Source organism: Chryseobacterium viscerum (assembly GCF_025949665.1).
Classification (GTDB): domain Bacteria; phylum Bacteroidota; class Bacteroidia; order Flavobacteriales; family Weeksellaceae; genus Chryseobacterium; species Chryseobacterium viscerum_A.
In genome coordinates, this window is record NZ_JAPDFT010000003.1 from 291802 (window position 1) to 312639 (window position 20838).

Sequence of the window (20838 nt, forward strand, 5' to 3'; positions counted from 1 at the left end):
GAAACTATGAAATCGTATAGGTTTTTTCTGTTGTTGTATTATATGTATCGGAGATAACATTGTCTACAAATCTCCATTCTGCTACAGAACTTCCGGTAGTAAATTTCACATGCAGATAACCTCTTTTATAGAGATTGGCATAATCAAGGTCATCAATCAGTAATGAAAATGCCTGAGCCAGCTCTATGGCTTTTGCAGGATCAGACGTGATTCCCAGGTAGCCTTCCAATCCCGGGGAAGAAACGGAGCTGCACGCCAGTTCGGTTCCGATAAATTTTCCTTGGGCATCTGTCAGTTTTCCTAACCATGCATTGTGGGTATCTCCTGCCAATACGACTACGTTTTTCCCTGCAAGAACAGAATACAGCTGCTCTCTTTCCATGAAATATCCATCCCAGGCATCTAAATTATAAGGTAAAGTAGTTGTGATTCTGGCAATTTCCTGCGGCGTTAATGTAGGATCCTGCTGTTGGTATCTTGTCTTAAGAATAATCAGTTGTGTGATGGTATTCTGAAGTGCCTGCATGGTGGCTGGCTGTGCACTTCCGTGCTGTTTTATTTCTACTAAAATCTGGTTCAACAGCATCAGAAGTTCTGCAGGAACCATCATTTTGGTCATTAAAATCTGCTGTCCAAGTACTTTCCATTTTGCCGTATCCCCGTTGATCTGAGAACTCAGCCATGACAACTGCTCGCTTCCGATCAGTTTTCTGCTGGTACTCAGGAAGTCTGTTTTAAACTGTACCTGATTGAAGTTTCCTGTACTATCAAGATAATCGGAGTATTCCATTTGTTTATCTCTTGCAATCACCCTTGTATCCATCATATAAAGGGAAAGTATATTTCCGAAGCTGAAGCTTCTGTAAATTCTCATATCCTTCCCTGTTTTAAGAGGAATATACTCGCTGTATGCCTGGAAGGCGGCCATTTTTCTTACCTGGAAATCACCTTCATTGGGCTGATGATTTTCGGCTCCGGTTTTATAGGTATCATTGGCAAACTCATGATCATCCCAAACACAGATGAATGGTTTTTTCTGATGAAGAAGCTGAAGGTTTTTATCACCTCTGTACTGTCTGTAACGTTCTCTGTAATCGCTGAGATTAAGAATTTCCTTAGCCGGCAGATGGGCTCTTCCCAATTGATTGGTATAAGGATTTGTTCCATATTGCCCCGGAGCATATTCATAAATATAATCCCCAAGGTGTACTACTACGTCAGCTTCAGATTTTGCAATCGCTCCATAGACATTAAAAAGTCCTGCTGGAAAGTTGGAACAGGATACCACCGCCATCTTTACTTCGTTTACAGCATCTGATTTTGAAGGTAAAGTAAGGGTTTCTCCTGTCACACTCACTTCCTTGGTTTTGCTGTTATAGAATCTGTAGTAATACTTTGTGTTGGAAGAGATATTCTGTACATCTACCGCTACCGTGAAATCATTCACTGCCGTTGCATTAACCTGTCCTCTTCTTACGACTTCTGAAAAGTTGCTGTTTTTACTGATCTCCCATGTAATTTCTGCATCAGTTCCTTTGGAATATCTTGTCCAGATAATGATTCCTGCTGCACTTGGATCAAAACTCGCCACGCCGGATTCAAATCCTCCGTTTTTAAGATCGTCAGGAGCATTTCCGTTTTCAGTGAAATCATCGCTGCAGCTTTCGATTAAGGGAGCAATGAAAATCCCTCCGGCTGCCAATAATGAATTTTTAAGAAATCTTCTTCTGTTGAATTGGTTGTTGTTTTCCATCATTACTTTTTTTGCAAAGCAACGGTATCTGTGGAAGAAGGCTGTTAACTGAATTTTAAATGTATTTTATGGTTTTTTAAACAAATGTTTAATGTTATGCATAGGAAATTTGAAGAATTAAAATGTCTCTTTTTAAGAAAATAAGAATAGGAATCTATGTAAATATTTTTAAAAGTTGTTCTGCTTTTTATTACATTCACCAGGCTAATAATTATGATTAATGATATGACTAAAAAAATCATTCTTTCGCTATTTCTCTTAATAACCGGATATTTTTTCTATAATCCCATGATCATAGCCTTAACAGCTGTGAAAGATCCTGAATCTATTCACTTTAAACCTGATCAGGTATTTAAATTAAAAGATATTCCTGAACTGAAAAGTTCTCAAAATATGGCTGTATATATTACTTTAACTCAGGGCGACCAAAAAAATCTCAGCCCCATAATTCCTAAATGGAAAATTTTAAAGTCTGACAATACAGCTTTGATACACGATTTGCTTAATTGTAATTTCAGATATAACAACTCAGATACCTCAACAATACAAAGTAAAATGTATGTATATTCCGACAATGTATTAGTTTTTGAAAGTGAAATTTCTCTTGATACCAATAGTTTAGGACTTCAAAACAAAACTACAGGCTGGACAACACCTGTGGATAATAATCATTTGCTTACTATTATAAGTCAGTTTGACAGATATAATCTCCCGGTTTTGATTCTTAAGTAAATCTTTGATAAATAAAAATTATTTGAATTCTGTAAAAAATACGTTCTATACTAAAACTATATGTATTTTATTTTAATGTGAAATTGATTTCTCAATCTCTTTAATATAGATAGACGGAGTAGTTCCTGTCTTTTTCTTAAACGCAATCGAAAATGCCTGTACGTTATTATAACCTATTTCTTCAGCAATAACAGGTAATTTATATGAACGGAATTTTTTATCTTTTACAAGTTGATCTAATGCATAATCAATGCGTAAATCATTAAGATAGGTTGTGAAATTTTTACCTTTATGATTGTTAATGATTTCTGACAGATAGCCAGTATTGGTTTTTATATTTTTTGCCAGACTTGTTAATGTAATACCATTTTTTAAAAAATGAAGCTTGTTTTCAAAAGTATCCAAATCCTTTAAAATAGATTGAACAACCTCTTCGGGAAGAGTTTTATTTGTTTTGCTGCTTTCAACTTTTACCGGCTGATATATTTCTATTTGTTTTCCGTTTTGATGTTGAATGGTTTCTGGACTTCTTTTTTCAATTAAATGAATTAAATCCTGAGCAATTTTTTGATGTTTTCTCTCACCTTTTTTAGATTTATAATAAAAATAGGTAAGAAAGAATAATATTAGTGTTAAGATACTGACAGAAACATACAAAAATGTTTTTTTATTTTTCAATTCCTTTATTATATCTTCTTTTTCCTGCAGAAGATTTGGGGTATCATATTTTTGGTGCAACTCTGTTGATAAGTACCGAAATTGTTCATCGAGTTTTTTGTCAACTTTTAGAAAACGGTCAATATAATAGAGCTGTTTTTCTTTATCACCACTTTCCCTATAATAATCTATTAGAAAAGTATATACATCTGCTAATTCCGGAAAGGTAATCTCCGTTTTTTTGATATTGGAATCTATTTCAGTGAAATATTTTATCGCCTCCTGTTTATTATTTAATTCATCATAACATTTTCCAAGGCTATATAATACATAATTTTGATTGTTATCATTAATACCTGAAAAATAAGCATATGCCTTTTTAAGCTCAGCAATAGCGGTCTGATAATTTTTAGTTGCAAGATTGAGCTGACCGGATAAATATAAATATTGATTCGTATTATATTTATTCTTTCGCACAAAAGGAGAATTGAGCCCTTCCTGAATGAAAAAACCGGCAGAATCAATTTTATTTATTTTAATATAGCAGTAGACAAGACTTACCCGCATTTGATCATGCTGATATTCATCTGTTATATTTTGGGAGTTCAATAAATGATATCTAAAAGTTTTTACAGCTTCTTTATTTCTTCCCATATAACTATTCAAATAGGCAATATTCATATTTGCATAGGCTATCTGCTTTACATTTTTTTGCTTTTTTGAATACTCTAAACCTAAAATATAATTATCAAGGGCAGCTTTTAAGTTACCATACTTATAATATAGGTTTCCTTTTATGATAAATGTTCTGGCAGGGTATATATCTCCTTTTACATTTTTTGTAATCATGGCCAGACTATCGATATACTTTAACGCCAATGGGAAATCTTCAGTTAAATGCATAAGATTATAACCTTCTGCAATTTCAAGGATATTTTTTTCCTTTTTTGCTTTTGTTAGATAATATTGAGAAACAGCTCTAGCTTCTAATCTCTTATTATCTTCATCATAAATGGTAAATTTATTTTTTAACTTTTCATAATTCCATAGTCTTAAACTATCAATTTTGTTTTGAGTAAAAAATAGACTGTAAAGGAAGGTAAATAAAAGTAAAAATATCTGTTTCATTAATTTTTCTATACTCTACAAAAATATTCATTTACCTTTAAAAGAAAATAAAAAAGCACCTACATTTCTGTAAGTGCTTGATTTATTGTGGTCCCACCTGGGCTCGAACCAGGGACCACCTGATTATGAGTCAGGTGCTCTAACCAACTGAGCTATAGGACCTCAAAACTTGGTTAAATTTTGTGTTTGCAAAAATAGTAAAATTTCTTTCACTACAAAATTTTTTATTGCTTTTCTTGGCAAAGTTCTACCAGCACGCCGTTTGTAGACTTTGGATGCAGGAATACAACTAATTTATTATCAGCACCTTCTTTCGGTTCTTCGGAGATAAACTGAAATCCTTCTTTTTTCAGTCTTTTCACTTCTTCCACGATATTTTCAACACCAAATGCCAGATGATGGATGCCTTCCCCCTTTTTATCAATGAATTTTGAGATCGGACTTTCAGGATTACTGGCTTCCAGCAGCTCAATTTTACTTTCTCCTGTTTCATAAAAAGAAGTTACCACCCCTTCCCTTTCCACAGATTCTTTTTTATAGGATTCTTTTCCTAATAGCTTGGCAAAAAGCTCATCAGAAACACCTAAAGACTTTACGGCAATACCAATATGTTCTAGCTTCATAAATACTAATAAATATAATTAAATCGTAAATTTGATACTACAGTTGAATTTCAAAGTATCAATTCAAACAAAAGTACTAAATTTGCAGAAATTATGGAAAGTAACAGACAAAGAAAAGTAGCACAGATTATTCAGGAAGACTTCGCAGAGCTTTTCCGCAAACAGGCTGCAGAAAGCAAACAGAGTATTTTAGTATCTGTTTCAGATGTGAAAGTAACTGCTGACTTAGGAATTGCCAAGATCTATTTAAGCATTTTCCCACAGGAATTCCGTACCGCTGTGATGAAGGAGATAGAAGAAAACAAACCTCAGTACAGAAACTTCATCGGGCAGAAAATGTCAAAACAGGTACGTATCATTCCACAGCTTAACTTTTACCTTGACACTGCTCTGGATGATGTTGAAAAACTGGAAAGAGAATTAAGAGGCGAAGGCGACAATCCTGTTTTATAAATCTTGAAGAATATTGCATTTTACATAGCATCCAGATACCTTTTGGCTAAAAAAGGCAGCACCGCGGTTACGTTCATTACGTGGCTGTCTGTGGGTGCCATGACGGTTGCTGTGACTGCAATGTTCGTCATTATTTCTGTTTTTTCAGGCCTTGAGGACCTGAATAAAGACCTTATTTCTAATCTTCATGCAGACCTTACTTTAAAAAGCACTTCCGGAAAAACCATTAAAAATCTGGATATCGTCAATAAAGTATTGGGTACCCATAAAGAAGTTACCAGTTTCTCCCGTGTTATTGAAGAAAAAGTATACATTAGTTTCAACGGAAAAGGAGATATTGCCTATTTAAGAGGTGTTGATTCTGCTTACACCAAAGTAAACCCTATCAATAAAGATGTTTTCTACGGAACTTATCCAAGCTTCAAATATTCCAATGAAGTATTGATGGAAAATAGTCTGGACAACAGGCTTTCAATTCCTGTAGATTCTTCCAACCATTATGCGACAGTCTTTATGCCCAAACCGGGAACAGGGATTATCAATAAAGAAGAAGACATTTATAATAAAAGAGATATTTCGGTAACTGGTGTTTTCCCTGGAAAAGATCAACTGGACAATTATATTATCTCTCCTATAGAGCTTGCGGAAGAATTACTTAACCTTCCCAAAAAGTCAGCTTATCAGATTGTTATTAAACTAAAAAATCCGGAAAATGCAGATGCTGTAAAACAAAGTCTACTTTCTTCTCTCGGAAAAAATATTGAGATCAAAACCAAGGAAGAAGAAAATGCTGCTTTCTGGAAAATGATCAACACTGAAAAACTTTTTATTTACCTGATTTTTGCACTGGTTATCTTTATTACTACCTTTAACCTTGCCGGAGCAATCATTATCCTTCAGCTTGATAAAAAGGAACAGGCAAAATCATTGATATCACTCGGCTTTCCTTTAAGCCATTTGAGGATGACCTATTTCTACACCGGCCTCCTGATTGTTGTTTCCGGAGTGATTACCGGATTGATTCTTGGAACAGCACTGTGTTACTTCCAGTTCTACACAGGATTCTTCAGAGCCAATGAAGTACTGCCGTTCCCGGTAAAAATTGTAGGAAAAAATTATCTTATTGTAGCCCTTACAGCTTCTTTGTTTGGAATTACTATTTCATGGTTCTTTTCAAAAATCAGCAAGGAATATATTACTAAGAACTAATATTCTAAGTTTATATATTACATTAAGTTAATATACTTCGGTTTCATTTTTTCGTACCTTTACGCCCCAATTTTAAATAAATGAAACAAATTTTATCTTTTTTGCTGTTAAGTATGGCATTTATCGGCGGTTTTGCACAGGCTCCCGCAGGTTATTATACTCCGGCAGCAGGGCTTACAGGTGCAGCTCTTAAAACAGCTCTTAAGAACATTATCAGCAATGGACATATAGATCATGGCTATGGTGGTTTATGGACAGGTTATGCTACTACTGACCGTGATTATTTTTATGAAAATGACGGAACTATTCTGGATATTTATTCTGAAAATCCAAATGGACCGGATCAGTATAATTTCATCCTGGGAACCAATCAATGTGGATCTAACGGCTATTCTAATGAAGGTGACTGCTACAACAGAGAGCACGTGATTCCTCAGAGTTTATTCAACAGTGCTTCTCCTATGGTAGCTGATATTCACTTTATTCGTGCTACCGATGGAAAAGTAAACGGAATGAGATCCAACTATCCTTTCGGAGTTGTGGGTGCTACTTCTTTCATCTCTAAAAACGGATCAAAATTAGGTACGTCCGTATCAGCAGGATATTCAGGTACTGTATTTGAGCCCATTGATGCTTTTAAAGGTGATATTGCCAGAATGTTCTTTTATTTTGTAACAAGATATGAAGGCCAGCTTTCTAATTTCTCTTCCGGTGATATGCTTGGAAACACAGCTTTCCCTGGACTACAGCCTTGGGCATTGAATCAATATTTAGCATGGAATGCAATGGACCCTGTATCTGCAGAAGAAATTGCAAGAAACAATGCTTCTTATACGTATCAGGGGAACAGAAACCCTTTCATTGACCACCCTGAATATGTTACTCAAATCTGGGGATCTCCGGTAATTGACAACCAGGCACCTACAGCAGCAACCAACATTGTTGCCAACAACCCAACTTCAAATTCTATTGCTGTAAGCTGGACTGCTGCTACAGATAACGTAGGAGTAACTTCTTACCAGGTTTATGCTAACGGAGCTTTAAAAGCTAATGTTTCCGGTACCACAACATCTACTATTGTATCCGGATTAGCTCCACTTACTCAATACACATTCTATGTAATTGCTAAAGATGCGTTCGGAAACTCTTCTCCACAAAGCACAACGGCTACAGAAACTACTCTTGACGTACCTGCCGGAGGTGGAAGCTGTGGAACAGAAGATTTTGAAATGATCACCGGTGCAGCAAATACTTATCTGACAGCAACCTGGACGAACAACGGAATTTCATGGACTGCTACAGACGCAAGAGTTGATCAGACCATCAACAATAAAGCCATTACCATCAGAAATGGTTCTTTAACAAGTTCAACACTATCAAGCGGAATCCAGAATTTAACGTTAACAACACAGCTAAAATTCTCTGGAAGCGCAGGATACTTCAATGTTCTTGTAAATGATGTGAATGTAGGAACTATTCCTTACAGTACTGTTGCTACTACAACTACCATTAATAATATCAATGTAAGTGGAAATGTTGTTATTAAACTGACAAACTCTTCTACTACCAACAGAGTTGCTCTGGATGACCTTAGCTGGGCATGTTTCGGCACATTAGGAACTGCAGAAACCAAAAAAGGTAAATCAGAATTCACTATCTACCCTAACCCGGTAAAAAACAATGAATTATTTATAAAAGGAGAAAATCTGAGCAAAATTTCAAAAGCTGACATCTATGATCTTTCCGGAAAATTGATCGAGACTATTGTTAATCCTTTCAAACATTCAAACAAGATCAACCTTAAAGGTGTGGTAAAGGGGACTTACATCCTGAAAGCAGATAATTTCTCTACTAAATTTATTGTAGATTAATTATTAAAAAATATTTCAAACCAAGGCCGGATTTATCCGGTCTTTTTTTTACTTTTGATATATGGATTCCAATAAAAAATTAGGATTGATAGGAAGAAACATTTCCTATTCTTTTTCTAAAAAATTCTTCGAAAATAAGTTCCAAAAGCTCATGCTGAAGAACTTCTCCTATGATATTTTTGATCTGAACGAAATCAATGAAGTGGAAAACCTTTTTGCTTCTCCGGACCTTTTAGGATTCAATGTTACCATTCCCTACAAAGAAAAAATCATTAATTATCTTGATGAATTAAGTGATGAGGCAGAGAAAATAGGTGCCGTAAACTGTGTTCTTATTCAGGATGGCAAAAAAACAGGCTACAATACGGATGCTTACGGATTTGAAAAGACCCTTCTTTTACACAAAATCCCTTCACAGGACAAAGCATTGATCTTAGGAAACGGCGGCGCGGCAAAAGCCGTAAAATATGCTTTAGATAAACATAACATCCCTTCTATAACTATTGCCCGAAGTACGGAAATCAATTTTGAAAACCTTGATAAAGAAACCGTTGCTGAGCACAGAATAATCATTCAGTGTACACCGGTAGGGACTTTCCCGAATGTTACAGACTGTCTGAATTTTCCTTTTGACGGGCTTTCTTCCGGGCACCTGGTCATCGACCTGATTTACAACCCTAACTATACCCAATTCATCATCAATGCTTCAGAAAAAGGAGCAAAAACAGTGAACGGATATTATATGCTTGAACAGCAAGCAGAAAAAGCTTGGGAAATTTGGAATTTTCAAAAAAAATAACATAAATTAGTGCTTTAATTGGCCTTAAAGCTATATTTAAAGGATATAAACGCCACTCACATAAAAGATTTGCTATGACTACAGAAAACAATCTTTCTGAAAACGAAGAAAAGAACAATCCTAACGAAGTATCTCAGGACACATCAGAAAACACAGTTTCTCATGATGCAAACCCACATGAAGATGATGCAGAGCACCTGGAAGAACATGAAGAGGTAGAAATTTCCCTTGCCGATGCTTTAAAGGAAATGGAAAAAATCATCAACACTCCCAACGCCGGTGAGAATTTCAAAAGATTCAACCTGTTGAAGGAAAAAGCAAGTCACTATATCCATGATGAAGTGGAGGATAAAAAACATGAATATGTAGAAGCCGGAAATCCTGCTGAAAACTTTAGTTATGAACATCCTTCCCAGACTAAATATTCAGCATTGATTAATATTTTCAAGGAGAAACATGACAGCTTCCAGAAAGGACAGGAAGAAGAGCAGAAGAAAAACCTTGAACACCGTCAAAGTATTATTGAAAGACTTAAAAATCTATATACAAGTTCTGAACCGGGAATCAATCTTTTCAAATCCATCCGTGAAATTAAAGAAGAGTGGTCAAAAGCCGGACAGGTTGCAAAATCTGAATTCAAAATTCTTAACAACAACTACTTCCACCACCTGAACCAGTTTTATCAGATGCTGGATCTGAATAAAGAATTTCTGGAGCAGGAATACAGCCACAATCTGGAAAAGAGAGAGCATATCATTGCCCGTGCTAAAGAACTGGAGAATGAACCGGTAATTCAAAAGGCTTTAAACGAGCTTCAGTATCTTCATAAACTTTGGAAGGAAGAAGCTGAGCCTGTTGCAGAGGAATTCCGTGAAAAAACATGGGAAGAATTCAAAGAAATTTCCAACAAAATTCACGAGAGAAAATCTGAGCTTTCCGCATCTATTGAAAAAGAACAGACTGTAAATCTTGAAAAGAAAAACGAGATCATTGCTGAAATCAAGAAACTTTCTGAGCCATCAGAAACTCCTAATCACAACTACTGGCAAAATGCCATCAAAAGAGTTGAAGATCTGCGTTCTGATTTCTTAAAAACCGGAAGCGTTCCAAGAAAATTATCCAACCAAAACTGGAATGATTTCAAAACAACACTGAGAGGTTTTAATACGACGAAAAACAACTATTACAAATCGTTGAAAGGTTCACAGCAAGCAAATCTTGAAGAGAAATTAAAACTGATCCAGACAGCACAGGACAATATGAACAATGAAGAATGGGATATCGCAGTTCCGTTATTCAAAAAGCTGCAGGAAGACTGGAAGAAAATAGGCCACGTTCCAAAGAGCATGACCAATAAAATCTGGGATGAATTCCGTGATGCATGTAACGCATTCTTCAACAACTACAGAGAGAAAAGCAATACTTCTACCGATAACTGGAAAGAAAATTATAAAAACAAAAAAGCGCTTCTTGATGAATTGAAACTGGTTTCCAATGAAGAAGGAAGCATCGAAAGAATTGAACAGATCAAAACTTCATGGAACAACATTGGAAAAGTTCCGAGAGATAAAATTTCAATCAACTCTGAATTCAACAAGACATTAAGAGAAAAATTGAAAATAAACAAAATCAACGAACTTGAACTGAAAGAAGAAGGTCTGTCTGAAAACCAGCTTACTGACAAAGCAAGAAAGATCAAAAACCAAATCTCTGATCTTGAAGCTGAAATTGTAAAACTGGAAAACAACCTTTCTTTCTTCAACAAACCATCAAGGGAGAATCCTCTTTTAAGAGATACTTACAACACCATTGATGAGAAAAAAGCTCATCTGGAAACATTAAAGCAAAATCTTCACAGCATTATCAGCGGAGATTAACAGATAACAAATTAAATAAAGGCGGAGCAAAGCAATTTGTCTTCGCTTTTTCTTTTTATCAATATGAACAACGACGAACTGTATATCAAAAGATGTATTGAGCTGGCTAAGAAAGCCCTTGGCAAAACCTATCCCAACCCTCTTGTAGGAAGTGTGATTGTACACAACGGAGAGATCATTGGTGAAGGATATCATCATAAAGCCGGGGAAAACCATGCCGAAATCAATGCCATCAATTCCGTTAAAAATAAAGATCTTATTCCGGAATCCACCATCTACGTATCCCTGGAACCTTGTGCTCACTTTGGAAAAACACCTCCTTGTGCTTTAAAGATTAAAGAATTAGGATTTAAAAAAGTGGTTATTGGCGCTATGGATTCCCATGACAAAGTGAATGGTAAAGGAAAGAAAATCATTCAGGATGCAGGAATTGAAGCTGTTTCAGGAATTCTTGAACAAGAATGTATTGAACTTAACAAAAGGTTTTTCACCTATCATGAAAAGAAAAGACCTTATATTATTCTAAAATGGGCAGAATCTGGTGATGGCTTCCTGGATAAGGATTTTAAACCGACTGCTGTTTCCAACACATTGGTGAATCAGTTTGTCCATCAGTTAAGAGCTGACGAACATGCCATTTTAGTAGGAACCCAAACTGCTTTAAATGACAATCCAAGTCTTACTGTAAGAAATGCAGAAGGAACAAACCCCGTCAGAATCCTGATCGATTTTGATTTAAAAGTCCCGTCCAATTTCAACATTTACAATAATGAAGCAAGGACATTGGTTTTAAATGCTGTAAAAGAAGGCACCGAAGGATCTGTTCAATTTATTAAAACCAACAGAAATAATTTCCTGCCTGAGCTTATGGAAGCACTGTATAAAGAGCAGATACAGTCTGTCATTATTGAAGGGGGGCGTTTTACACTACAGCAGTTTATCAATGCTGATCTTTGGGATGAAGCCATTGTCATTAGAAATGAAAATCTAAAGCTGGAAAACGGAACAAAAGCGCCGGAATTTAATCATACAGCAGATACCATTGAAAACTTTAGAGACAATACAGTTTCTTTCTTCAGACTAAAATAAAAGCATTTTATCACCAGCAAATGAAATAATTTCTTTACATTAGGTACACAAAAAAAATTACTATGAAAAATTTAAAGAAAGTTTCAAGACAGAACTTAAAGAAAGTAAATGGAGGAAATGCTCCTGAATGCTGTTCATTCTATCCACCATCATTACAGCACTGCTGTGCAACACCATCCAGCATGAGCTGTCCACCGCCTTGGGCAGATGGAACATTCTCTTGTTAGATTTTAATGTAAAACAAAAGCTAATATCATGAAAAATTTGAAAAAAGTTTCCAGAGCCAGCATGAAAACCATTAAAGGAGGTGTTTTTGTAACATGCATACTACCTAATGGACAGCCTACAAGATGCAGAGATAAATGCCCTCAGGATTTTTGCGGCCCAACAAGTTATATGTGCCTGATCCCAATGGATCTGTGCGGAGATGTGATGTAAGAACATTATTTTACATCCCAAAAAATAGATAAGCCGTCAAATTCTGACGGCTTAATTTATGATCATGATGCAGATTACTAAAGCATTTAATATTTTTGCATCATTAAAGCCGGAATATACAATGACGTTTGAATATAAAACCATAGAAAAACCCATAGAAAACACCCTTTTAAAGGAAAAAGGAAGCAAGTTTATAGGATTTGCATTCCCGGTAACCAATGAAAAAGAACTAAAAGGCGCACTGGAAAAAATAAGAGAAGAACATCCGAAAGCTACTCACCACTGTTATGCTTTCAGAATGGGATTAAATGGTGAAAACTATCGTGCCAATGATGATGGTGAACCTTCCGGAAGTGCCGGATTACCTATTTATAATCAGCTGTTAGCAAACGAGGTCACCAATATTCTTGTGATTGTAGTCCGTTATTATGGAGGAACCAAACTTGGGGTTTCGGGATTGGTAAAAACTTATAAGGAATCTGCAAAGATCACATTGGAAGAAGCCCAGATCATTACCCGTGAACTGGAAACAGAGATAGAGATTCAGTTTAATTTTAACCAGCAGAATACTATATTCACCCTGCTTTCAAAATTTGATGCTAAAGTTTTGAATTTCGATGCTAACGAAAACTGCATCCTTACCGCCTCCCTGAAGCTTGCACAAAAAGAAAACATCTCGGAAAAACTCTCCGAGATGCAATATGTTTCATTTGAATTTAATGATTAATCTCTTCTTCCACCAAGAAGCAATGATCCCCAGTAAAGAAGCTGTGCCAGGGACCCTAAGGCTGCTACCACGTAAGTTCTTGCTGCCCATTTCAGGCTGTCCTGTACTCCTACAAATTCTTCTGCAGTTACAGTTCCTGTATCTTTAAGCCATTTCATCGCTCTATTACTTGCATCATATTCCACAGGAAGCGTTACAAAGGCAAAGAGTGTTGTCACCGCAAACATTGCAACTCCAATAGCAAGAACAGTTGTATTTCCATTAGGGTTTTCTATCGTTCTTGATGCAGCCATTACCGCGATACCCGCAATAAGGACAAATTGCATCAGATTGGAACTTATATTAACAATAGGAACCAGCTTTGAACGTAAATTCAGCATAGAATATCCTACCGCATGTTGTACTGCATGTCCGCATTCATGAGCTGCTACTGCCGCTGCCGCTGCATTTCTCTGCATATAAACTCCTTCAGAAAGGTTTACTGTTTTATCTGCCGGATTATAGTGGTCCGTCAACTGCCCTGGTACTGATATTACCTGAACATCATTTATCCCGTTATCTCTCAACATCTTTTCCGCTACTTCTTTCCCCGAAAGGCCATTTCGAAGGTGTACATTGGAATAATATTCAAATTTCGATTTCAATCTGGACGAAACCCACCAGCTCACCAACATTGAAATACCAATAATGATATAATAACCCACCATTTTATATAAATTTTGTGTTTAATTTTACCCATAATGATATAAAAACTGTGCCAAAGTATAAGATATTATTATTTATATTTGTCCTTAAATTACCATCAAAAATTATGTCTAAGGTTTCAATTATTGAAGTAAAAACAGCCGGTCAACTCAAGCAATTCGTAAAATTTCCGATGGATCTGTACAAAAATAATCCGTACTATGTTCCATCCTTTATCAAAGACGAAATGAAAATCTGGGATGCAAATGAAAATCCGGCGTTCCACTATTCCGAATCCAAGCAGTTTCTGGCCGTAAAAGACAGTAAAGTAGTAGGAAGAATTGCCGTAATTATTAACCATAAGGAAGAGAAAGAATTAGACATCAAAAAAGTACGTTTTGGCTGGATAGACTTCATCGATGACACTGAGGTTTCCAAAGCGTTGATTCAGACTGCCATTGATTATGCTAAAGAACATAATATCAATAAAATTGAAGGACCCATGGGATTCACAAATCTTGACAAGGCAGGAATGCTGACAATGGGTTTTGACAAGCTGGCAACAATGATTGGAATTTACAATCATGCTTACTACCCTAAACATCTTGAAAATCTTGGACTAGCCAAAGAAAAAGAATGGGTAGAATATGAGATGAACTTCCCGAAAGTTCTTCCTGAAAAAGTAGAAAAATTCAGTGGCCTGATCGCTCAAAAATATAAGCTCAGCGTTCTTAAATTTAAATCAAAGGAAGAAATTCTCCCTTATGTAGAACCAATGTTCAAGTTATTGGATGAGACCTATAAGCATCTTTCTACTTATACTCCAATTTCTGATGAACAGATCAAAACATACAAAGAGAAATATTTCCCATTCATCGATAAAAATTATGTGATTTGTGTTGTGGATGAAAATCAACAGCTGGTTTCTTTCGCAATTACAATGCCTTCTTATTCTAAAGCCCTGCAAAAATCAAAAGGAAAATTATTTCCTTTCGGATGGTGGCATTTCTTACAAGCCGGCAAAAAGAATGACAGAGCCAATTTTTACCTTATCGGGATTCATCCCGAATATCAAAGACGCGGCGTAACGGCTATTATTTTCAAAGAAATTTTTGTACGGTTTACCAGCATGGGAATTAATTTCGCAGAAACCAACCCTGAACTTGAAGAAAATAAAAGTGTTCAGCTCTTATGGCAGGATTATAATCCGGTAAATCATAAGAGAAGAAGAACCTATTCTATGGAAGTAAATAAGTGATATTGTATTTTGTATAAGTAATAACCGAATCCAGACACAGGAGAAAAAAACGAATAACCGAATGCCAGTTATCAGTTATTGACTTGGAACTTTAAACATTGAATTTTTAAACTCTCAGTCTTTACTCTCGTACCTTTAAACCAAATTCACAACTCCATTTACTTGCTACCTGCCTCCTATAACCTGTTACCTAAAACCTATAAATCCCTATCTTTACATAATGAAACCGCAGCTTATCATTTTCGCTATTTTAATCGCTGGATTTATCAGTTATAACTTCTTTTTTCAGTCACAGGATGATAGAACGAATACCGTCATCAACATCCTTTTTGCCAGTATTCTTTTCGGATACATCTCTTTTATGGCATATTCTGTTCTAAGGAAAATGAAAAAATAAATACAAAACCAATTTTTATTAAATCTGCATATCATTCAGTTAAAATATCTCCAATACATACGATGAGATCTATTTTTGTGATGCAGGGACAAAAAAAGGAGAAAAACACATCAAAAAAAACAATCATTAAGGTCTAATTTTTATTGATTCTAAATTACCGATTTAGCTCATTTTCATCCGACTTTTAAGCTGATAAATTTCATGCTTTCTTGTTTATTCGCTAAATTTGCAAATTGAGATAATAATGCAAAAATGAATTTACCTGAAAGTTATATTCCAATCCTTATCCAGGCTGGTGTAGCAGTAGGATTTGTAGCTGTTTCTTTGCTTGGGGCACATTTCTTGGGGCCACAGCAGAAAAAAGGAAACTCTGTAAAAAACCAAAGCTGGGAATGCGGGATTCCTGTAGAAGGAAATGCTAGAACACCGTTTTCTATCAAGTACTTCCTGACTGCGGTATTGTTCGTACTATTCGATATTGAAATCGTATTCTTTTATCCTTACGCAGTAAACTTTAGAGAATTCGGCATGGAAGGATTTCTTGCTGTACTTACGTTCGTTGCAATCTTCTTCGTAGCGTTTTTCTATGTTTGGAAACGCGGTGCGCTGGATTGGGATAAATAAATTTTAACATTAAAAGATTGAATTTATTTAAGTAATTTAAAGATTGTAAAGGTCTTGTTTTAATCTTTAAATATTTTAATCTTTAAATATTTACTAAAAATGTCAGATAAAAAACCAGTAATAAGAACAGATGCACCTGCTCCCGAAGGATATGAAGGAGAAGGGTTTTTCGCAACAAAACTGAGCAGTGTAATCGGGATGGCAAGAAAGTTTTCACTTTGGCCGTTACCATTTGCTACCTCTTGTTGTGGTATTGAGTTTATGGCTACCCTAAACCCAACGTATGATGCTTCAAGATTTGGTATGGAAAGAAACTCTTTCTCTCCAAGACAAGCAGATATGCTGATGGTTTGCGGAACTATATCAAAGAAATTAGGACCAGTCCTGAAAGAAGTTTATACTCAAATGGCAGAGCCGAAATGGGTAGTAGCAGTTGGAGCTTGTGCTTCCAGCGGTGGTATTTTCGATTCATATTCTGTGCTTCAGGGAATTGATAAAATTATTCCGGTAGACGTTTATGTTCCTGGATGTCCTCCAAGACCTGAACAGATCATTGAAGGGGTAATGCAGGTACAGGCTCTTGCAGAAAGCGAAAGCATCAGAAGAAGAGACATGCCTGAATATCAGAAGTTATTAGATTCTTACAACATAAGCAACTAAACGGAAATGACAAACGAATTTGTATTAGAAGCAATCACAAGAGAATTTCCGGAATCTGTCATTTCAAGCTCAGAACCTTACGAAATGCTGACAATTGAGGTGAAGAAAGAAGATATTAAGAAAATCATTCACTATCTTAAAGATTCATCATTGGAATTTAATTTCCTTACGGATATCTGTGGTATTCATTACCCTGAATTCCCTGAAAAGGAAATAGGCGTTGTATACCATTTGCATAATATGATGGCCAATTTCAGATTACGCCTGAAAATATTCATGTCCAGAGAAAATATCGAAGTAGATTCTCTTACTGAACTCTATGCCGGAGCTAACTGGATGGAAAGAGAAACGTATGACTTCTATGGGATTAAATTTAAAGGACACCCGGATCTCAGACCTATTTTGAATATGGAAGATCTTGGATACCACCCCATGTTGAAAGAATATCGCCTTGAAGACGGTACCAGAACCGATAAGGACGATAATATGTTCGGAAGATAAAAAATATAAATGATTACTGATGATTGGTTCATAATCAATTGTCGTTTATCAATTAATTATATATTATGAAAGATAACTCATTATCTAATATACTAAACCAATACGAAAGTAAGGAACAGATTGACGGACAATTATATACCCTCAATTTAGGGCCTACCCACCCTGCTACTCACGGGATTTTCCAGAATATCTTAACGATGGACGGAGAGAGAATTCTTCACGCAGAGCAAACGGTAGGATATATCCACAGAGCATTTGAGAAAATTTCTGAAAGAAGAAACTACTCTCAGATCACTACCCTTACTGACCGTATGAATTACTGTTCTGCACCAATCAACAACTTAGGTTGGCATATGACAGTAGAAAAACTGATTGGTATTAAAGTTCCAAAGCGTGTAGACTATATGCGTGTTATCTTAATGGAACTGGCAAGAATCGGTGACCACCTGATTTGTAACGGGGTAACCGGAATGGACTCAGGAGCTATTACAGGTCTTACTTATATGTTCATCGAAAGAGAACGTATCTATGATATGTATGAGCAGATCTGTGGAGCAAGGATGACAACCAATATGGGAAGAATCGGAGGTTTTGAAAGAGATTTCACACCTAAGTTTCATGAGTTATTAAAAGACTTCTTAAAAACGTTCCCACCAAGATTCAAAGAATTCTGTACCCTATTGGAAAGAAACAGAATTTTCATGGACAGAACCATCGGTACTGGAGCAATTTCTGCCGAAAGAGCATTAAGCTACGGTTTCACAGGTCCAAACTTACGTGCAGCAGGAGTAGATTATGATGTAAGAGTTGCACAGCCTTACTCTTCCTATGAAGATTTCGACTTTATTATTCCTGTAGGAACTTCAGGAGATACTTACGACCGTTTCATGGTTCGTCAGCAGGAAATCTGGGAATCAATAAAAATCATCAAACAAGCATACGAAAATCTTCCGGAAGGACCATTCCATGCGGATGTTCCAGACTTCTATCTTCCTGAAAAGGCAGATGTATATCAGAAAATGGAAGCATTGATCTACCATTTCAAAATTGTAATGGGAGAAACTGATGTACCGAAAGGAGAAGTGTACCACGCTGTAGAAGGTGGAAACGGAGAATTAGGATTCTATCTTGTGAGCGATGGAGGAAGAAGCCCTTACAGACTTCACTTCAGAAGACCATGTTTCATCTACTATCAGGCATATCCTGAAATGATTACAGGCTCTGTAATTTCAGATGCCATTGTAACGATGTGTAGTATGAATATTATTGCGGGAGAATTAGACGCATAATAATTGTAAAAAGTACCATTGTAAAATGTATTCATGATTTTACAATGATCAAATAAATAAGTCATTAGTACATTGTACATTGTACAATAATACATTAAAAAAAATGAGCGAAACAATAGCTTTTAAACCGGAAAGTTTAGCACAGGTACATAAAATTATCGCAAGATATCCTGAAGGAAGACAGAAATCTGCTCTTCTTCCTGTACTTCACTTAGCACAGAAAGAATTCGGAGGATGGTTAGATGTTCCTGTGATGGATTATGTTGCCGAACTATTAAGTATCCAACCCATTGAAGTATATGAGGTGGCTACTTTCTATACCATGTTTAATATGAAGCCGGTAGGTAAATATGTTTTGGAAGTTTGCAGAACAGGACCTTGTATGGTTTGTGGAAGCGAAAAAATCCTTGACCATATCAGAACCAAACTGAATATTAAGGATGGAGAAACTACTGAAGACGGCATGTTTACATTAAAGCCTGCTGAATGTCTTGGAGCATGCGGATATGCACCAATGCTGCAGTTAGGAAAATTCTTTCATGAAAATTTAACAATAGAGAAAGTAGACGAAATCCTTGAACTTTGCAGACAGGGACAACTTGCTTTAGACTAATAAAGATTTTGAATCCCGGATTTAAAATCAGTTAATTTTTAAAATAATTATAAAAAGCTAACGGCGACCAACCAATAGCTAAAAGCATAATAAACAATGAGTAAAAAACTTTTACTTAAAGACGCACATATAGAAGGTATTCGCTACTTTGAAACTTACCGTAAACAGGGAGGTTATACAGCAGCTGAAAAAGCCTTGAAAATGACTCCTGACGAAATTCTTGAAGAAGTAAAAGCTTCAGGATTAAGAGGACGTGGTGGAGCCGGATTCCCAACAGGAATGAAATGGAGCTTTTTGGCAAAGCCGGAAGGTGTTCCAAGACACCTTGTTGTCAATGCGGATGAATCTGAGCCTGGAACATTCAAGGACAGATATCTGATGGAGTTCCTTCCTCATTTATTGATTGAGGGAATGCTGATTTCTTCTTACTGTTTAGGTTCCAATACTTCTTATATCTACATCCGTGGAGAATATTCATGGATTCCGGATATCCTTGAAGAAGCTATTGAAGAAGCTAAAGCAGCAGGGTTTTTAGGTAAAAACATCCTGGGAACAGGTTTCGATTGTGAAATTTATGTTCAGAGAGGTGGTGGAGCATACATCTGCGGTGAAGAAACTGCATTGCTTGAATCCCTTGAAGGAAAAAGAGGTAACCCAAGATTAAAACCACCATTCCCGGCTGTAAAAGGACTTTGGGAAAGACCAACGGTAGTAAATAATGTTGAATCTATTGCTGCAATAGTTCCGATCATTGATATTACAGGTGCTGAATACGCTAAAATAGGTGTAGGAAGATCTACAGGAACAAAATTGATTTCTGCTTGTGGAAACATCAACAAACCGGGTGTATACGAAATTGATATGACGATCACTGTAGAAGAATTCATCTACTCTGATGAATATTGCGGTGGTATTAAAGACGGTAAAAGATTAAAGGCTTGTATTCCTGGAGGAAGTTCTGTTCCGATTGTTCCAGCTAATTTATTGTTAAGAACAGTGAATGGAGAGCCAAGATATATGAACTATGAATCATTAGCTGATGGTGGTTTTGCTACCGGAACAATGATGGGTTCAGGAGGTTTCATCGTATTGGATGAAGATCAGTGTATTGTAGATCATACCATGACGTTGGCAAGATTCTACAATCACGAAAGCTGTGGACAATGTACTCCTTGCCGTGAAGGAACAGGATGGATGTACAAGATTTTAAAGAAAATCGAGAAAGGAGAAGGAAAAATGGAAGATATCGATCTACTTTGGGATATCCAGAGAAAAATCGAAGGAAATACGATTTGTCCATTGGGTGATGCAGCAGCTTGGCCGGTTGCAGCAGCGATTCGTCACTTCAGAGATGAATTTGAGTGGCACGTGAAAAACCCGGAATTGTCTCAGACACAAAACTATGGATTGGCACATTATGCAGATCCTATCCCGGCTGTTGAAAAGAATGCGTAGG

22 protein-coding genes and 1 tRNA gene are annotated in these 20838 nt (G+C 36.2%); 18 read left to right on the top strand and 5 right to left on the bottom strand.

What is annotated here, in order from left to right; translation table 11 throughout:
- Positions 1-4: 4 nt before the first annotated feature.
- The gene (locus tag OL225_RS18210; RefSeq protein WP_264519160.1) at positions 5-1756 is read right to left on the bottom strand and encodes an alkaline phosphatase D family protein; all 1752 of its coding nucleotides are present in this window, start codon (positions 1754-1756) and stop codon (positions 5-7) included.
- 285 nt (positions 1757-2041) lie between these two features.
- On the opposite strand from OL225_RS18210, the gene OL225_RS18215 reads away from it, so the two are divergent.
- On the top strand, positions 2042-2485 hold the full coding sequence (locus OL225_RS18215; protein WP_264519161.1) for a hypothetical protein: 444 nt from the start codon (positions 2042-2044) through the stop codon (positions 2483-2485).
- A gap of 72 nt (positions 2486-2557) precedes the next feature.
- On the opposite strand, the gene OL225_RS18220 is transcribed toward OL225_RS18215, so the two are convergent.
- From OL225_RS18220 to mce, 3 genes are all read right to left on the bottom strand, one after another.
- Positions 2558-4270 (bottom strand): helix-turn-helix domain-containing protein, encoded by a 1713-nt coding sequence (locus OL225_RS18220; RefSeq protein ID WP_264519162.1) that lies wholly within the window; start codon positions 4268-4270, stop codon positions 2558-2560.
- Positions 4271-4358: 88 nt separating this feature from the next.
- Positions 4359-4432: transfer RNA gene (locus OL225_RS18225), tRNA-Ile, on the bottom strand.
- A gap of 62 nt (positions 4433-4494) precedes the next feature.
- Complete coding sequence (mce, locus tag OL225_RS18230) at positions 4495-4893, bottom strand: methylmalonyl-CoA epimerase (protein WP_047377770.1); 399 nt, start codon at positions 4891-4893, stop codon at positions 4495-4497.
- A gap of 93 nt (positions 4894-4986) precedes the next feature.
- Here mce and rbfA point away from each other — a divergent pair, with 93 nt between their 5' ends.
- From rbfA to OL225_RS18275, 9 genes are all read left to right on the top strand, one after another.
- Positions 4987-5346, top strand: coding sequence for a 30S ribosome-binding factor RbfA (rbfA, locus tag OL225_RS18235; RefSeq protein ID WP_047377769.1), 360 nt, complete (start codon positions 4987-4989; stop codon positions 5344-5346).
- Positions 5347-5349: 3 nt separating this feature from the next.
- Positions 5350-6555, top strand: coding sequence for an ABC transporter permease (locus OL225_RS18240; protein ID WP_264519163.1), 1206 nt, complete (start codon positions 5350-5352; stop codon positions 6553-6555).
- A gap of 80 nt (positions 6556-6635) precedes the next feature.
- Positions 6636-8426 (top strand): endonuclease, encoded by a 1791-nt coding sequence (locus OL225_RS18245; protein WP_264519164.1) that lies wholly within the window; start codon positions 6636-6638, stop codon positions 8424-8426.
- A gap of 61 nt (positions 8427-8487) precedes the next feature.
- Positions 8488-9225, top strand: a complete 738-nt coding sequence (locus tag OL225_RS18250; RefSeq protein WP_264519165.1) for a shikimate dehydrogenase family protein — start codon at positions 8488-8490, stop codon at positions 9223-9225.
- A 74-nt stretch (positions 9226-9299) separates the two neighbouring features.
- Positions 9300-11102, top strand: coding sequence for a DUF349 domain-containing protein (locus OL225_RS18255; protein ID WP_047377765.1), 1803 nt, complete (start codon positions 9300-9302; stop codon positions 11100-11102).
- A 63-nt stretch (positions 11103-11165) separates the two neighbouring features.
- Positions 11166-12191 (top strand): bifunctional diaminohydroxyphosphoribosylaminopyrimidine deaminase/5-amino-6-(5-phosphoribosylamino)uracil reductase RibD, encoded by a 1026-nt coding sequence (ribD, locus tag OL225_RS18260; protein ID WP_264519166.1) that lies wholly within the window; start codon positions 11166-11168, stop codon positions 12189-12191.
- Between the two features lie 62 nt (positions 12192-12253).
- Positions 12254-12418: a bacteriocin-like protein gene (locus OL225_RS18265; protein WP_185097846.1), complete on the top strand. Its 165-nt coding sequence runs from the start codon at positions 12254-12256 to the stop codon at positions 12416-12418.
- A 28-nt stretch (positions 12419-12446) separates the two neighbouring features.
- Entirely contained in the window at positions 12447-12629 is a 183-nt protein-coding gene (locus OL225_RS18270) for a bacteriocin-like protein (protein ID WP_156118444.1), read from the top strand.
- 121 nt (positions 12630-12750) lie between these two features.
- Positions 12751-13356, top strand: coding sequence for an IMPACT family protein (locus tag OL225_RS18275; protein ID WP_413541860.1), 606 nt, complete (start codon positions 12751-12753; stop codon positions 13354-13356).
- Here OL225_RS18275 and OL225_RS18280 read toward each other — a convergent pair.
- Positions 13353-14063, bottom strand: a complete 711-nt coding sequence (locus OL225_RS18280; protein ID WP_185097845.1) for a zinc metallopeptidase — start codon at positions 14061-14063, stop codon at positions 13353-13355. The two genes, OL225_RS18275 and OL225_RS18280, sit on opposite strands and share 4 nt — an antisense overlap.
- A gap of 104 nt (positions 14064-14167) precedes the next feature.
- On the opposite strand from OL225_RS18280, the gene OL225_RS18285 reads away from it, so the two are divergent.
- The 8 genes from OL225_RS18285 (at position 14168) to nuoF (ending at position 20837) form a co-directional block, all read left to right on the top strand.
- On the top strand, positions 14168-15298 hold the full coding sequence (locus OL225_RS18285; protein ID WP_047377763.1) for a GNAT family N-acetyltransferase: 1131 nt from the start codon (positions 14168-14170) through the stop codon (positions 15296-15298).
- Between the two features lie 220 nt (positions 15299-15518).
- Entirely contained in the window at positions 15519-15695 is a 177-nt protein-coding gene (locus tag OL225_RS18290) for a hypothetical protein (RefSeq protein WP_167510753.1), read from the top strand.
- Between the two features lie 252 nt (positions 15696-15947).
- On the top strand, positions 15948-16319 hold the full coding sequence (locus OL225_RS18295; protein WP_047377762.1) for an NADH-quinone oxidoreductase subunit A: 372 nt from the start codon (positions 15948-15950) through the stop codon (positions 16317-16319).
- A 99-nt stretch (positions 16320-16418) separates the two neighbouring features.
- Positions 16419-16979 (top strand): NADH-quinone oxidoreductase subunit B, encoded by a 561-nt coding sequence (locus OL225_RS18300; protein ID WP_047377761.1) that lies wholly within the window; start codon positions 16419-16421, stop codon positions 16977-16979.
- Between the two features lie 6 nt (positions 16980-16985).
- Complete coding sequence (locus OL225_RS18305) at positions 16986-17480, top strand: NADH-quinone oxidoreductase subunit C (RefSeq protein WP_047377760.1); 495 nt, start codon at positions 16986-16988, stop codon at positions 17478-17480.
- A gap of 65 nt (positions 17481-17545) precedes the next feature.
- On the top strand, positions 17546-18769 hold the full coding sequence (gene nuoD / locus OL225_RS18310) for an NADH dehydrogenase (quinone) subunit D (protein ID WP_047377759.1): 1224 nt from the start codon (positions 17546-17548) through the stop codon (positions 18767-18769).
- Between the two features lie 103 nt (positions 18770-18872).
- Positions 18873-19382 (top strand): complex I 24 kDa subunit family protein, encoded by a 510-nt coding sequence (gene nuoE / locus OL225_RS18315; RefSeq protein WP_047377758.1) that lies wholly within the window; start codon positions 18873-18875, stop codon positions 19380-19382.
- A gap of 96 nt (positions 19383-19478) precedes the next feature.
- The gene (gene nuoF / locus OL225_RS18320) at positions 19479-20837 is read left to right on the top strand and encodes an NADH-quinone oxidoreductase subunit NuoF (protein WP_047377757.1); all 1359 of its coding nucleotides are present in this window, start codon (positions 19479-19481) and stop codon (positions 20835-20837) included.
- Position 20838 lies beyond the last annotated feature (1 nt).

Excerpts from the sequence above, each read along its gene's own strand:
- OL225_RS18275 (WP_413541860.1), top strand. The coding sequence starts at position 12,751 with ATGACGTTTGAATATAAAACCATAGAAAAACCCATAGAAAACACCCTT.
- OL225_RS18245 (WP_264519164.1), top strand. The coding sequence starts at position 6,636 with ATGAAACAAATTTTATCTTTTTTGCTGTTAAGTATGGCATTTATCGGC.
- OL225_RS18265 (WP_185097846.1), top strand. The coding sequence starts at position 12,254 with ATGAAAAATTTAAAGAAAGTTTCAAGACAGAACTTAAAGAAAGTAAAT.
- mce (WP_047377770.1), bottom strand. The coding sequence starts at position 4,893 with ATGAAGCTAGAACATATTGGTATTGCCGTAAAGTCTTTAGGTGTTTCT.
- OL225_RS18215 (WP_264519161.1), top strand. The coding sequence starts at position 2,042 with ATGATCATAGCCTTAACAGCTGTGAAAGATCCTGAATCTATTCACTTT.
- OL225_RS18250 (WP_264519165.1), top strand. The coding sequence starts at position 8,488 with ATGGATTCCAATAAAAAATTAGGATTGATAGGAAGAAACATTTCCTAT.
- OL225_RS18220 (WP_264519162.1), bottom strand. The coding sequence starts at position 4,270 with ATGAAACAGATATTTTTACTTTTATTTACCTTCCTTTACAGTCTATTT.
- OL225_RS18270 (WP_156118444.1), top strand. The coding sequence starts at position 12,447 with ATGAAAAATTTGAAAAAAGTTTCCAGAGCCAGCATGAAAACCATTAAA.
- OL225_RS18295 (WP_047377762.1), top strand. The coding sequence starts at position 15,948 with ATGAATTTACCTGAAAGTTATATTCCAATCCTTATCCAGGCTGGTGTA.
- OL225_RS18255 (WP_047377765.1), top strand. The coding sequence starts at position 9,300 with ATGACTACAGAAAACAATCTTTCTGAAAACGAAGAAAAGAACAATCCT.
- OL225_RS18300 (WP_047377761.1), top strand. The coding sequence starts at position 16,419 with ATGTCAGATAAAAAACCAGTAATAAGAACAGATGCACCTGCTCCCGAA.
- nuoF (WP_047377757.1), top strand. The coding sequence starts at position 19,479 with ATGAGTAAAAAACTTTTACTTAAAGACGCACATATAGAAGGTATTCGC.
- OL225_RS18285 (WP_047377763.1), top strand. The coding sequence starts at position 14,168 with ATGTCTAAGGTTTCAATTATTGAAGTAAAAACAGCCGGTCAACTCAAG.
- rbfA (WP_047377769.1), top strand. The coding sequence starts at position 4,987 with ATGGAAAGTAACAGACAAAGAAAAGTAGCACAGATTATTCAGGAAGAC.
- OL225_RS18305 (WP_047377760.1), top strand. The coding sequence starts at position 16,986 with ATGACAAACGAATTTGTATTAGAAGCAATCACAAGAGAATTTCCGGAA.
- nuoD (WP_047377759.1), top strand. The coding sequence starts at position 17,546 with ATGAAAGATAACTCATTATCTAATATACTAAACCAATACGAAAGTAAG.
- OL225_RS18280 (WP_185097845.1), bottom strand. The coding sequence starts at position 14,063 with ATGGTGGGTTATTATATCATTATTGGTATTTCAATGTTGGTGAGCTGG.
- ribD (WP_264519166.1), top strand. The coding sequence starts at position 11,166 with ATGAACAACGACGAACTGTATATCAAAAGATGTATTGAGCTGGCTAAG.
- OL225_RS18290 (WP_167510753.1), top strand. The coding sequence starts at position 15,519 with ATGAAACCGCAGCTTATCATTTTCGCTATTTTAATCGCTGGATTTATC.
- nuoE (WP_047377758.1), top strand. The coding sequence starts at position 18,873 with ATGAGCGAAACAATAGCTTTTAAACCGGAAAGTTTAGCACAGGTACAT.
- OL225_RS18210 (WP_264519160.1), bottom strand. The coding sequence starts at position 1,756 with ATGATGGAAAACAACAACCAATTCAACAGAAGAAGATTTCTTAAAAAT.